The 12,617-nt window shown below is 70.0% G+C and carries 11 protein-coding genes; 8 read left to right on the top strand and 3 right to left on the bottom strand.

The window, feature by feature from the left end; all coding sequences use genetic code 11:
- Nucleotides 1-58 precede the first annotated feature (58 nt).
- Nucleotides 59-979: an ROK family protein gene (locus tag ACIQNU_RS18325; protein WP_401367128.1), complete on the top strand. Its 921-nt coding sequence runs from the start codon at nucleotides 59-61 to the stop codon at nucleotides 977-979.
- Nucleotides 980-1,310: 331 nt separating this feature from the next.
- Here the strand turns inward: ACIQNU_RS18325 and sigJ are convergent, their stop codons facing one another.
- Nucleotides 1,311-2,285, bottom strand: coding sequence for an RNA polymerase sigma factor SigJ (gene sigJ, locus ACIQNU_RS18320; RefSeq protein WP_401367068.1), 975 nt, complete (start codon nucleotides 2,283-2,285; stop codon nucleotides 1,311-1,313).
- A 151-nt stretch (nucleotides 2,286-2,436) separates the two neighbouring features.
- Here sigJ and ACIQNU_RS18315 point away from each other — a divergent pair, with 151 nt between their 5' ends.
- A complete protein-coding gene (locus ACIQNU_RS18315; RefSeq protein WP_401367066.1) occupies nucleotides 2,437-3,546 on the top strand; it encodes an LUD domain-containing protein in 1,110 nt (369 codons plus the stop codon).
- Between the two features lie 104 nt (nucleotides 3,547-3,650).
- On the opposite strand, the gene ACIQNU_RS18310 is transcribed toward ACIQNU_RS18315, so the two are convergent.
- Entirely contained in the window at nucleotides 3,651-4,745 is a 1,095-nt protein-coding gene (locus ACIQNU_RS18310) for a hypothetical protein (RefSeq protein WP_401367065.1), read from the bottom strand.
- A gap of 238 nt (nucleotides 4,746-4,983) precedes the next feature.
- A complete protein-coding gene (locus ACIQNU_RS18305; RefSeq protein WP_401367064.1) occupies nucleotides 4,984-6,168 on the bottom strand; it encodes an acyl-CoA dehydrogenase family protein in 1,185 nt (394 codons plus the stop codon).
- 166 nt (nucleotides 6,169-6,334) lie between these two features.
- Here ACIQNU_RS18305 and ACIQNU_RS18300 point away from each other — a divergent pair, with 166 nt between their 5' ends.
- The 6 genes from ACIQNU_RS18300 (at nucleotide 6,335) to ACIQNU_RS18275 (ending at nucleotide 12,599) form a co-directional block, all read left to right on the top strand.
- Nucleotides 6,335-6,676 (top strand): helix-turn-helix transcriptional regulator, encoded by a 342-nt coding sequence (locus tag ACIQNU_RS18300; protein WP_283521182.1) that lies wholly within the window; start codon nucleotides 6,335-6,337, stop codon nucleotides 6,674-6,676.
- A gap of 3 nt (nucleotides 6,677-6,679) precedes the next feature.
- Nucleotides 6,680-7,186: an SRPBCC family protein gene (locus ACIQNU_RS18295; RefSeq protein WP_401367062.1), complete on the top strand. Its 507-nt coding sequence runs from the start codon at nucleotides 6,680-6,682 to the stop codon at nucleotides 7,184-7,186.
- Entirely contained in the window at nucleotides 7,186-7,821 is a 636-nt protein-coding gene (locus ACIQNU_RS18290) for a dihydrofolate reductase family protein (protein WP_401367060.1), read from the top strand. The genes ACIQNU_RS18295 and ACIQNU_RS18290 overlap by 1 nt, the downstream gene beginning before the upstream one ends.
- A 57-nt stretch (nucleotides 7,822-7,878) precedes the next feature.
- The gene (locus tag ACIQNU_RS18285; protein ID WP_401367058.1) at nucleotides 7,879-8,574 is read left to right on the top strand and encodes a hypothetical protein; all 696 of its coding nucleotides are present in this window, start codon (nucleotides 7,879-7,881) and stop codon (nucleotides 8,572-8,574) included.
- 207 nt (nucleotides 8,575-8,781) lie between these two features.
- On the top strand, nucleotides 8,782-10,005 hold the full coding sequence (locus tag ACIQNU_RS18280) for an N-acetylmuramoyl-L-alanine amidase (RefSeq protein ID WP_401367057.1): 1,224 nt from the start codon (nucleotides 8,782-8,784) through the stop codon (nucleotides 10,003-10,005).
- A gap of 575 nt (nucleotides 10,006-10,580) precedes the next feature.
- Nucleotides 10,581-12,599 carry an ATP-binding cassette domain-containing protein gene (locus tag ACIQNU_RS18275; protein ID WP_401367055.1) on the top strand — a complete coding sequence of 673 codons (2,019 nt, stop codon included), beginning with the start codon at nucleotides 10,581-10,583 and terminating at the stop codon, nucleotides 12,597-12,599.
- Nucleotides 12,600-12,617 lie beyond the last annotated feature (18 nt).

Genomic DNA, 12,617 nt, shown 5'->3' with positions numbered 1-12,617 from the left:
GCCTCTTCCCTCCCCCCACACCCCACAGGACCCGGTCATTCCCACCACCCTCCGGCCGCTGTTCGCCGGCATCGACATCGGCGGCACCACCACCCAGGTGGTGGTCTGCTCGGACGACCTGACCGTCCTCGACAGCGCGGAGACCGCCACCCCGGCGCTTGAGGGCGGCCGGGCCATGGTCGGCGCCGCGCTCGCCGCGCTCGCCCCGCTACTGGCCCGCACCCCGGGCCGCCTGGTGGGCGCCGGAATCGGCGCCGCCGGGGTGGTGGACTCCGCGAACGGCCGCATCCTGGTCGCCAGCGACTCCTTCCGCGGCTGGGCCGGCTTCGCGGTCACCGCCGCCGTCGAGGAGGCCCTCGGTGTTCCGGCCTTCCTGGACAACGACGTCAACGCCTTTCTCTACGGTGAGGTCTACGGCGGAGCGGTGCGCGGCGAGGCGGATGTCCTCGGCATGACCCTGGGGACCGGCGTCGGCGGCGCCCTGTGGACGAACGGCGCCCTGTACACGGGTCCGCACGGCGCGGCCGGCGAGATCGGGCACATCCCCGGCTTCGGTGACCTGCCCTGCTCCTGCGGCGGCCGGGGCCACCTGGAGACATTGGCCTCCGGCCGCTCCATCGGGGCGCGTTACGCCGACCGCACCGGCCGCCACCTCACCGCCCGTGAAGTCGCCGAGGCCGCCGCCCATGGCGACGAGAACGCTCTCGCGGTGTTCCGCGCCGCGGGAGCGGGCATCGCCCACGCGATCGTCGTCACGGCGGGCATCGTCGACCTCACCACCGTGGTCGTCGGCGGCGGCGTCAGCCGCGCCTGGTCCCTGCTGGAGCCCGCCATCCTGTCCGCCCTCGCGGTCGACCCCCCGGTCAGCGGCCACCCGGTCCGCCTGGTCCAGGCATCGCTGGCCTCCGACGCCGTCCCGGTCGGCGCCGCCGCCCGCGCCCGACGCGAACTGGGCACGGAGGTGAGGGCGACGGCGTAGGCACAGGACGATCTGCCAGTGTCCTGGCCTCGCGCCACCTGGCCGGGCAGGTGGACGTGTTCCGCCGGCCAGGTGGACCGTGTTCACCAGAGCCGTCCTGCCCTCGCCGACCGACCTCCACCATCCTCGCCGGCTGACCGGCACCCTCAAGATCCCCGACGGAGTCGAGCTAGGGTCTTTCGTTTGGATCAGGCCGGATCAGGGAGCGGGGTCTGGTGCCGTGCATCGCAAGGCGGAGGAGGGAGTCAGGGCGGCGCCCTGGCGACCGACGACAACGCGGCGAGGTGCGGTGCCAGGGCCCGCGAGCCCGGCCTGATCCAAACGAGAGGCCCTAGGCCACCCGCCACCGGCGGAGCTTCTCGGGGTTGCGCACCGCCCAGATGCGCCTGATCCGGTCGTCGGCGACCTCGAACGCGAACACCGTCTCGATCTCGCCCCCGGACTCGATCACCAGGCCGGGCAGCCCGTTGACCGAGCGTTCCAGCATGTTCCGGGGCGGCGCCAACCGGGCGACCGTCAGGTAGAGGCGCGCGATGTGTTCGGCGCCCTCGATCGGCAGCAGATGGGCGATGGCGCGCCCGCCGCCGTCGGAGATCGCCGTGGCCTCCGGATCGAGCAGACCGATCATCGCCGTGAAGTCCTGCGCCTCGAAGGCCGCCTTGAACCGGCGCACGACGTCGGCTTGACCGGCCGCGTCCGGTCTCGCCACGGCCCGCGCGCCGGCGATGCGCCGACGCGCCGATGAGGCGAGCTGGCGGCAGGCAGCCGGGCTTCGGCCGACGATCTCGGCCACCTCGGCGAACGGGAAGCGGAACACATCGTGCAGCACGAACGCGACCCGTTCGGCCGGGGTCATCGACTCGAACACGACCAGGAAGGCCATGGACACCGACTCGTCGAGGGTGATCCGGTCGGCCGGGTCCACGCCCGCACCACCCGCCGCACCGGCGATCCACTCGGTCATGTCGGGCAACGGCTCCGGGACCCATTCGCCGACGTAGGTCACCCGGCGGGCGCGCGCCGAACCGAGCACGTTCAGACAGATACGGCTGGCCACTTTCGCCAGCCAGGCGCCCGGGGACGCAATGGCCTCCTGTTCCGCCCGGGACATCGCGTACCAGCGGGTGTAGGCCTCCTGGACGATGTCCTCGGCGTCGGCCAGCGACCCGAGCATGCGGTAGGCGAGATTGAGCAGTTGCCGCCGCTCACTCATGATCGCGCTCAGACCAGGGTCCTGGTGCTCGGCGGTCCGGTCGTCTGCCGGCCCTACCGCCTGCTCGCCCGCCTGCTCGGATGGGGTGGTCATGCGCTCTCCGGTTCCCTCGTTCACGTGCCCTCTCCGATACGACAAATCAGCGTGGCGGAATGTGAGGTCGGTGCCTCGCCTCACATTCCGCAGAGCTGGATTGTCGGACCGGTGAAGACGAGTACACCGTTCACCGGGCAGGGAGTGCAGCATGAACGACTTTCAGGAAGTCGCCGACCGCGTCGAGATCGAGGCGTTGCGCGGTGAGTTCACCGACGCGGTGATGATGCGCGACCGCCCGCGTCTCGCCGCACTGTTCACCGCTGATGGGGTACTGCGCATGCCCGACATCCCGATCGAGCTGGTCGGTCGGGAGGAGATCCGGACCGGGGCGGAACGCCTGCAGAGCCGGTGGGACTTCTTCGTGCAGAACAGCCACCCCGGCACGATCCGGATCGAAGGCGACACCGCCACCGGGCGCACCTATATGCAGGAGATCGCACGCACCCTCGACGGCATCGAGGGCATGAACTTCGCCATCTACCACGACACCTACCGGCGCACCGCAGAGGGCTGGAGGTTCGCCGAGCGGGTCTACGAGATCAGGTATATCGACACGACCCCGCTGGGAGGTTCGGCGCCCGGCGTGAACGGCCCCGTGCACAGCGGCGGTCAGGCGGGCGAGACTGCTACGGGGACGGCGACGGCGACGGACGAGTTCGCCGCGCCGGCGTCCGCCGAGCGGCTCGACCGGGCGATCACGGCACTGCGGGCGAACGGCTTCACCGCCGAACTGCTCGACCACGCGAGCGCCGCCCGCACCCGTATCAAGGAACTGATCCCGGAGGGCGCGAGCGTGTTCACCGGGGCCAGCGAGACGCTTCGGCTCTCCGGCATCGCGCAGGACATCGAGGCGGGCGACCACTACGAGGCCATCCGGCCGCGTGTGCTGACGATGGACCGCGCCACCGAGTTCGACGAGATACGCCGACTCGTGGCCACACCTGACGTCTGCGTCGCCAGCGTCGCGGCCGTTACCGAGACCGGCTCGCTGGTCATCGCTTCCGGCAGCGGCAGCCAACTGCCGGCCTCGTCCGGCGGCGCGGGGCACGCGATCTGGATCATCGGGGCACAGAAGGTGGTGCCCGACCTGCGCGCCGCACTGCGCCGCGTCGAGGAGCACTCGCTCCCGCTGGAGAACAAGCGCTCCCTGGCCGCCTACGGACAGCCGAGCGCGATCAACAAGCTGCTCGTCCTCAATGCGGAGCCGTACCCGGGACGCTGCACCGTCCTGCTGCTGCGCGAGGCGATCGGGTTCTGACAACTCGTCGGACGGGGGCGAACGTGGGGTAACCGCAGCGGCGGACCGCGAGCCGCTCGCCCTCCCCCGGCGCCGCGTATCGCCCTCCCCTTGTCCACGACGGCCTAGGACCGCGTCGCCCTCCCGCACTCGGCACCGGAGGACCCGCCCTCCCCGACCGGCGCGCTGCGGTCGTACGGGTCGACCTCCGTGCCGGCCTCGTCTGTCCGGTGGTCCGTGTCGAAGGGCGGGGTGAAGTAGCCCGTGGGGGCGCCGCAGCCGCCGTTGGTCATGTCGTACTTGTACGACACGATCGAGAACGTGCCCGGCTCGGTGATCACCTTCTCGGGGTCGTCCCAGCTCAGGACCAGTTCGCGCCGGACGATCGTGCGCACGATTTCGTCGTCGGCGCCCGCTTCCGCGCGGGTGACCGGGTAGACGAAGGTGACGTCGGCGGTCACCTGGAGGGCGCCGCGCTCGCCCTCCTGGTAAGTGAGCCGGCCCCGGGTCTTCACGACGTCGCCGACCAGGTGAGTGCGGGAGGTCTGGAAGCGGCTGAAGAGGAGGAGGGGGTCGTTCTTCTCGCTCGGGGTTCGGAAAGCGGTTTTCAGGAGGCCTTGGACGTCCTTCTGGTGCGGGTTGATCAGTGCGATCGCCTCCTCGGGGCGCTCGCCCCGCAGTACCCCGCCGTCCAGGCCGGACGCGACGAGGAAGTCCCGACTGCGGGCGAGGGCCCGCTCGACCTCGGCCGCGCTCATCCAGCCGACCGCCCCGGCCTTCGGCACGGCGATCCCCGCCGCTCCGGTCGCCCAGCGCGCCGCGGGTGAACCGCGGAACGGCTCGTCCATGGTGGGGCGTTGGGCCGCCTCCGCCGAGGGTGCCTGGCTCGGGCGGGTGGTCTCGGCCGACAGAGGCGGGGAGTCGGCGCCGGCGAACAGATCCACTATCCGCCCCGGCGCGAGCGCCACCACCAGCAGCACCAGCGAGGCCAGCAGCCCGACCACGTACCAGCCCGTGCGCCGCTTGGGCCGCGCGGGCGTGTAACTGCGCCAGCCCTCCCGGCCGCGGCCCGGCTCCGCGCGCAGCCGTTTGGCCACGTCGCGGGCCCGCGCCGACGGCTCCTTGGGCGCGTCGGCGGCACCCGCCACCGACTCGCGCAGAAACCGCTCCCACTCCTCGTCGGACCTGGACGAGCCATCCGGCTCCGTACCCGCACCCATCCCCTACCCCCGGCAATCAGTGGACCGCGGCCCACTCCCCTGTGACGCGTCGGCATCATGACACAGAGCGCTGACAGTGAGGCTCGTTGGGCGGACGGTGCGGGCGCGCCACGCCTTCTCGACTGGCCCGCTGAAGGGTTCCGATCGCCCTCGGCCCCACCAACCCGCCCGACGCAGCCTGAGGTAGAGGTGATGCCTTCGACGCTCCTGGGCCCGCCCCCGTAACTCTGAAGCACTCCTAGAGGAACGGCGTACCGGCGTCGAGGCCCGACAGCACTCTGCCGTACAGCTCCAGGTTGGCGGCGGGGTTGACGAAGGAGTGCAGGTTCAGGGCGTTGAGGTCACGCACGATCCGCTGGATCGGCACGTCCCGGTGCAGGGACGAGGCACCCGAAGCGGAGCCGATCAGGTCGCCGGCCTCCTTGCACAACCGCGCCAGATAGCCGCACTGCCCTCTGATCCGGGCCCTCTCCTCCGTCGTGTACGGCTCTCCATTGGCCGCCTTGGACTCCATCGACCCCACGACGTCGGCGGCGAGCAACTCCGCCGAGGAGACCTTCATCTCGGCCTCGGCGAACTGGAGATGCGTCACCGGGGCCTCGTGCTGGCGCTCGTAGAAGGTGTACGTGATGCCCCGCTGATGGATGCGCTCCCCGAACTCCGTCAGGGCCGCCCGCGCCAGACCGAGGGCGTTCGCCGCCGCCCAGGCACAGAAGAGCAGCAGTACCGGCATGCTGTAGAAGGGGTCGGTGCTGTTGCGCTGCGACGGAGACACGCCTTCCAGCAACGGCCCCACCCGCAGCACGCGACGGGCGGGTACGTGGACATCCTTGGCGACGACGGTGTTGCTGCCACTCCCGGCCAGACCGGACACGTTCCAGTCGTCCAGCACTTGGAGTTCGGTCATGGGGATCGCCAGCCACAGCGCCTCCGGCGGGCCTTCCCCGGTGTCGGCCATCGCGGTCAGCAGATGCCAGTCGGCGTCCTGACAGCCCGTCGCGAAGGGCGACTTTCCGCTCACGCGGTAGCCGCCGTCCACCAGAACGGCCTTCGAACTCGGGATGAGCGTGCCACCGACCCGTACCTCCGCACGGGTGAAGATCTCGTCCTGGGCCTCGTCGGGGAACAGGGCCGCGATGAACGCGCACCCGGCCTGGATCAACGCCATGAACCCGGCGGACCCGCACGCCGCGGAGACCGTGCTCAGCGCGTCGACCTGAGTCCGCAGCGAGGTCTGGTAACCGCCGTAGTGGCGAGGGATGTTCATGCGATGGATCCCGGCGCCCGTGAGCGCCTCGACGACCTCACCCGACACCCGCCGCTGCTGCTCCGCACGCGCCGCGTGCGAGCGGATGAGCGGTTGGAGCCCCCGTACGCGATCGACGAAGTCGGTGTCAGAACGAGGTGCAGACGAACCGGGCAAGGGACAACCTCCGGCCTCGGGTCACAGGAGAACCCTCACCGTGACCCTGATCCCGTCGGCTGTCAATGCCACCTCAGGGCACCGCAGCCCGCCTGACTTCCCCGGCCGATCTCTCCTCCCGATCTCCCCGGCTTGACGTATGCCGATATCGGCATACGATGGATTCATGGCACGAGCAGCGACGACGTCGGACGTCTTCAACGCGATCGCCGAGCCGCAGCGGCGGGAGATCCTGCTACTGCTGCGGGCGGGTGAGCGGCCGGTGACCGAGTTGGCCCAGGAACTGGGGATGACCCAGCCGGGGGCGTCCAAACACCTTCGGGTCCTCCGGGAGGTCGGGCTGGTGCGGGACCGCAAGGCAGGCAAGCAGCGCCTGTACGGCCTTGACGCCCGCGGGCTGCGACCGGTCCACGAGTGGACGGGCGGGTTCGAGCGGTTCTGGAACGAGAGCTTCGACCGGCTCGACGAGTACGTGCAGGACCTCAAGCAGGCAAAACAGGAGGAGTGACCGATGGCAACGACAGGACGGAACGCGTCGGCGCAGTCAGCGACGGCCGACCGCGAGATCGTGATCTCCCGGGCGATCAGTGCGCCACGGGAGCTGGTCTTCGAGGCGTTCACCGAAGTGCGGCACCTGTCGCAGTGGTGGGGACCGGAGGGGTTCACCACCACCACGCGGGCGTTCGCGTTCCGCGTCGGCGGGGCGTGGGACTTCGTGATGCACGGACCGGACGGGACGGACTACCAGGAGTGGATCTCCTGGACCGAGATCGCCCCACCGGAGCGGATCGCGTTGCTCCACGGTGAGTCCCACGACGACCCGAACACGTTCGAGTCGGTCCTCACGTTCGCGCCCGACGGCGCGGCGACCCGGATCGAGATGCGGACGGTGTTCCCCACCAAGGAACTGCGCGACGAGGCCGTGGAGAAGTACCACGCGATCGAGGGCGGCCGGCAGACCCTGAGCAACCTGGCTGCCTACGTCACCGAGATCGTCCGGAAGGGAGCGGAGGACTGATGGCCGGAAAAGTGTTCTTCAGCGCGACGATGTCGCTGGACGGGTTCATCGCGCCCGAGGAACGCGTCGATGACCCGGACCGGCGGCGCTGGACGGCGCAGTGGATGGAGTTGCAGCAGTGGATTTTCCCGCAGCGGTTCTTCCAGGAGAACCTGAAGCTCGGCGCGGGAGGCGAGGAAGGTCGCGACAACGACATCGCGCGGGAGACGTTCGAGCGCACCGGCGCGAGCGTGATGGGCAAGCGCATGTTCGACCTCGGCGAGCAGGCGTGGCCGGAGGATGCGCCGTTCCATACGCCGGTCTTCGTCGTGACGCACGAGAAGCGTGACCCCTGGGAGCGGCCGGGTGGAACCACCTTCCACTTCGTCAACGACGGCATCGAGCCCGCGCTCGACCAGGCCCGCCAGGCGGCCGGCGACCGGGACGTCCGCATCGCGGGTGGCGGCGCGACGATTCTGGAGTACGTGAACGCGGGCCTGATCGACGAGTTCTCGATCGCGCTGGCGCCCGTGCTGTTCGGCTCCGGAATCCGCCTGTTCGAGGGCGTGGACGCGAGCCGTGTGGCCCTGGAGCAGGTCCGCGCGGAGCGCTCCCCAAGGGTGACGCACCTGACCTACACGGTCCGGGAGCGGTGACTGTCCCGAACTCAGCTACTTGCTCACCGGCTCCGCCGCCACACTCCAGGAGCAGACATGACATACGAGACCGGCCTCACCTTGCTCTCCGAGCAGTGCGATGAGCTGGCGGATCTGCCTCCTGCGGAAATGGACTGCCTCATCGAGCGGGGGCCGCTCCCGGCCATGCTCCTGATCACCGAACGGTCGGTCAGGGAGTTCGGCCACCCGGCGTCCCTGCAACTCGGCCGTGACGTACGCCGGCTACTGGACTCCGGCCTCACGGACGACACGATCCGCACAGCCTGGGTCGGCTCAACCGACCACGCGTTCGACCCGGCCAAGCAGCAGGTCGGAGCGCGGGAGTGGCTGGAGCGGATCGAATCAGCCTGGCTCGCGGCGGAATACCACCGTGACCCCGGCTTCACCCCGCCCCCGGCCGACCCCGTGACAGACACGTCGCTGTGCACGGCGGTGCACAGAGCGATGGCCCCGGTGGCCGCCGCGCTGACGCGGGCGCACGAGGAAGGGGAGGTGTTCAACCCGCTACCGCTGCCCGCCCCTCTGGTGCCGGCGCTGGAGCAGGTGATCACCGGGGCGTGCGCCGACCTCGGTTTCCGGCTCTTCCTGCGCGCGGTCAAACGCCACGCGCTGCGGCTGGACGGCCCGTGCCGAGCAGCGCTGGTGGCACTCTGCGAACGTTTCGGCTACCCGGAAGGTGCAGTCGACCCCGGAAGGCGCAGTCGACCAGGGACTTCAGCGAGACTGACGTGACGAGGGGTGGGGTGGGCGGGACACACGTCCGATCCTTATGTCGGCGGAGCCTCTGAGCGGTCGACGGAATCTCCGCTCGTAGGATGAGCCGAGGCCCTCAGACGTGCAAGTCCCGTGCGACACCGGCCGGTTGCCACGTCGCGCCCCTCGTGCCGCGGACTGAGGCAGGATGACAACACAGGGAAGTTCATGCGTTTACGTAAGACAATGCCGGCCGTCGCTCTCGGTGTGGTGTCACTGACGGCGCCCCTCGCCGCCGCAGGGGCCGCCGCCGCGGGACCAGCGACAGTTGAAGCGGCGGCACCGGACTCCACTCCGGTCGAAGAGACCACCCTCACCGACAGCAACGGCACACCCTCCGGCGCCCTGTCGGCGAAAGTCGCCACATCACTGACCGGGAAGGTGTTCTCCACCGGTGAGATCATCGGGGAGCACTTCTCGTCGATCGGCCTCAGCTGGAAGAAGGAGTCCGCCGTCGACAGCGGACTGACCGCCCAGACACGCATCCACCGCAACGGTTCCTGGGAGCCGTGGCAGGACGTACCTCTGGAGCTTGAGGAAGGTGTGGCCGAGGAGGCGAAGCGGGCCGGCGCGCCCGCCTTCTACACCGACGACGCGGACGGGGCGGAGGTCCGCTTCACGTCCCCGAAGGGCAGCCTGCCGCAGGACCTGCGGCTGTCGTTCATCGACCCGCTCCAGAGCCCGGCCCTCGCTTCCCCGGACCGCCTGCCGCAGACCGCGCAGGCCCTGCAGACCGCGCAGGCCGCCGAACAGCCCGACGTGAAGCTGCGCAAGGACTGGGGCGCGGACGAGAAGCTGGCCGATCCCGGGTACAAGACCCAGCCCTCGATCAAGGCGGCCCTCGTCCACCACACCGTGACGGGCAACAACTCCTACACCCCCGAGCAGGTGCCGCAGATCATCAACGGCATCTACGTCCAGCACATTCTGGTCCTCGGCTACGGCGACTTCCCCTACCACTTCGTCGTCGACCGCTTCGGCGGCATCTGGGAAGGCCGCAAGGGCTCCATCGAGATGCGGCCCGGCACCGCGATCCCCGGCATCCTCGGCGGCCACGCGTCCGGATTCAACACCAACACCTTCGGCGTCGCCGCGCTCGGCAACTTCGAACCCAACAACAGTGAAGGCGGCGAAGACACAGGCCCCGACCCGGAGCCGAGCAAAGCCATGGTCAGGAGCCTGGCCGACCTGCTCGCCTGGAAGGGCGGCCAGTACCAACTGCAGCCGGAAGGCTCCACACAGCTCGTCTCGGCCGGCGGAGGCGGCACCAACCCGCACCCGGCGGGCACCGTGCTCGACGTACCCGTCATCTCCAGCCACAGGGACGTGAACGTGACCGCCTGCCCAGGCGGCAAGCTCTACGAAATGCTCCCCGCCCTGCGCAAGCAGGTAGCCGACCGGCTCGGCTGACACACCTCAGGGGCGCCCGTGTTCCCCCTTACCTCTGGGACACGGGCGCCCCCCACCCCGGTGTGGGAGACGGGTGCCATGACTGCGAAGAGTGCGTCGGCGTCCGGGCGGCCCGTAGGCGTAAAGGACCACCTCGCCGCCTCCGCGCACTCGTTTCCGTCGAACTCGCCGACGTCGGCTCGCCGCTCACTGCCGCCCCGGGACGTGCAATCCCCCGGGAGAGGTACCGCAACCCACATGAGTGATCGAACACAGCATCACAGCAAGCCGCACCCGGCCATGCAAGGAGAGCGCCCGGTATGCGGAATAGGGTTCTGGATTTCGCCCCCGCGCACCCGTGACGGTGACAGGTGAACCCCCGTTATCCGATCACCTGTCCGCATCCCGCCCACCCCGAGGAGCCTTCATGCATCCCTTACACCGCCCCGAACTCGTTCACCCTGCGTTCGAAAACACCGCGGTCCCCTCGGACACGACCGCCCGCCGCGCCGCCCGCCGCCCCGCGTTCCTGACCGTCGGGACACGATCGGATGCGGGGTGCCCGGCATGACGGACTCTGTCGCGGGAGGGTGTCGGTGAAGAGGTTCTTCGGTCCTGTACGGATGGCCGAGCCCAAGGTGTCGGATGCCGAGGAGGAGTTGTTCGGGGGGCCGCTGCGCTACGACATGGGCTGGTCCCGTCACGAACACGCGGGCCTGGACCTGACCATGATGTCCGCGCTGCGTTCCATGCCCGCGCTCGTCGGCACCACGCTGCGTCTGGCGTGGAGCGCCGATCGGCGGGCGCTGCTCGTCGTGGGGGTCAGCGAGATCGGCCAGGGCATCGCTGCCGCTGTCGGGCTCCTGGCCATCAACGCCGTCATGCACGCCCTGCTCGCCGGAACCGGCGACGCTGCCGAGCGGATGCACGCCCTGCTGCCCGGGTTGTTGGCCGCCGCGGCCGTCGGTGTCGTCAACTCCGCCCTGTCCGCGTGGTCCACCTACCGGGCCGGGCGCCTGGAGCCGATGGTCGAGCGGATCGCCACCACCCAGTATCTGGCCGCTGCCGCCGCCGTCGAGCTGGAAGCCATCGACGACCCCGACTTCCGGCGGCTCGTGGACATCGCCCAGTACGGCCCTGCCCCCGCCCGGCGCATGATCGGCGCCTGTGTGGCCGCATTGAACGGCTTCATCTCCCTGATCACGACGGCCGGTGTCCTCGCCGTGCTTCACCCTGTCCTGCTGCCCATGTTGCTCCTCATCGCCGCGCCGCGCGGCTGGGGCGCCATGCGCGTGGCGCAGGAGCGGTACGTGTCGGTGATGGGCTGGATCGAGCATGCGCGGGCCAGCAGGCTCATCGGCAATCTGCTCACGGAGCGCACCGCCGCCCAGGAGGTCCGCCTGCACGCCGTCGGCGCCTTCCTCCTCAGCCGTTATCAGCGGATGGCCGAGAGCGCCGAAGCCGAACAGGAACGCCTCGCCTCCAGCAAGGCCCTCACCGAATGGGTCGCCTCCGCTCTGTCCGGCCTGGCCATGGCAGCGACGTACGGGGCGATGTTCGGGCTGATCACGGCCGGGCACATGAGTCTCGCCATCGCCGGTACCACCGTGATCGCGGTGCGGACCGGGTCGGCGAGCCTGGGCGTGCTGGTGATGAACGTCAACCAACTGCACGAGGAGTCCCTTTACGTCCGCGACCACGGCCGATTCCTGGCGCAGGCGGCACAGCGCACCATCCCCGAGGGCGGCGATCCGGTACCCGAGCGGATCAAGGAGGTCGTCCTCGACCACGTCACGTACCGCTACCCCGACCGTGACACGGCTGCCCTGGACGGGGTGTCGCTCACCTTGCCGATGGGGTCGGTGACCGCCGTGGTCGGTGAGAACGGCTCCGGCAAGAGCACCCTCATGAAACTCCTGTCGGGCTTGCTGCTGCCCCAGGCCGGCACGCTGCGCTGGGGCGAGGCGGACATCATCGGCCTGGACCGCCCGCAGCTCTTCGAACGGGTTTCCCTGCTGACTCAGGATTTCGAGCGCTGGCCCGTGACCGCCGCGATGAACATTCGCCTCGGCCGCCCCGCCCACGCCGCCGCGTCCCAGGACCTCCAGCCATCCGTCGACTATGCCGGGGCGGGCCCGGTCGTGGCCAAACTCCCCAACGGCCTGCACAGCCTGCTGGCCCGCATATTCCGCGGAGCCATCGAACTCTCCGGCGGGGAATGGCAGAAGATCGGTCTCGCCCGCACCCACTGGCGCAGTTCGACCTCGCAGGCGGACAGCGTCCTCATCGTCGACGAGCCCACCTCCGCCCTCGATCCCGAAGCCGAGATCGAAGCGTTCGACCGCATCCGCCGGCTCGCCGCCCCGAACCGGGCCGTCGTCCTGGTCACCCACCGTATGTCCGGGGTCCGCCACGCCGACCGCATCTATGTCCTCAACGAGGGGCATCTCGCCGAACACGGCACACACGACGAACTCATCGCCGCACAGGGGAGGTACGCCGCGATGTTCGCCGCGCAGGCCGCCCAGTACGCACCCAACGCCGGCATCCCGCGTCCCGCCGCCCCCACCCTCACGGATCCCGCACGATCCGACCGCTCGCAGGGGCCGACGTGACGGCACATTCCGCCACCG

The organism is Streptomyces sp. NPDC091292 (genome assembly GCF_044757265.1).
Classification (GTDB): domain Bacteria; phylum Actinomycetota; class Actinomycetes; order Streptomycetales; family Streptomycetaceae; genus Streptomyces.
The sequence above is the reverse complement of the archived record's forward strand: the minus strand, read 5'-3'. Positions and strand labels throughout refer to the sequence as shown.

Bases quoted from the DNA above. Each gene is read 5' to 3' on its own strand.
- ACIQNU_RS18290 (WP_401367060.1), top strand. From the start codon at position 7,186: ATGGCCGGAAAAGTGTTCTTCAGCGCGACGATGTCGCTGGACGGGTTC.
- ACIQNU_RS18285 (WP_401367058.1), top strand. From the start codon at position 7,879: ATGACATACGAGACCGGCCTCACCTTGCTCTCCGAGCAGTGCGATGAG.
- ACIQNU_RS18295 (WP_401367062.1), top strand. From the start codon at position 6,680: ATGGCAACGACAGGACGGAACGCGTCGGCGCAGTCAGCGACGGCCGAC.
- ACIQNU_RS18300 (WP_283521182.1), top strand. From the start codon at position 6,335: ATGGCACGAGCAGCGACGACGTCGGACGTCTTCAACGCGATCGCCGAG.
- ACIQNU_RS18315 (WP_401367066.1), top strand. From the start codon at position 2,437: ATGAACGACTTTCAGGAAGTCGCCGACCGCGTCGAGATCGAGGCGTTG.
- sigJ (WP_401367068.1), bottom strand. From the start codon at position 2,285: ATGACCACCCCATCCGAGCAGGCGGGCGAGCAGGCGGTAGGGCCGGCA.
- ACIQNU_RS18280 (WP_401367057.1), top strand. From the start codon at position 8,782: ATGCCGGCCGTCGCTCTCGGTGTGGTGTCACTGACGGCGCCCCTCGCC.
- ACIQNU_RS18310 (WP_401367065.1), bottom strand. From the start codon at position 4,745: ATGGGTGCGGGTACGGAGCCGGATGGCTCGTCCAGGTCCGACGAGGAG.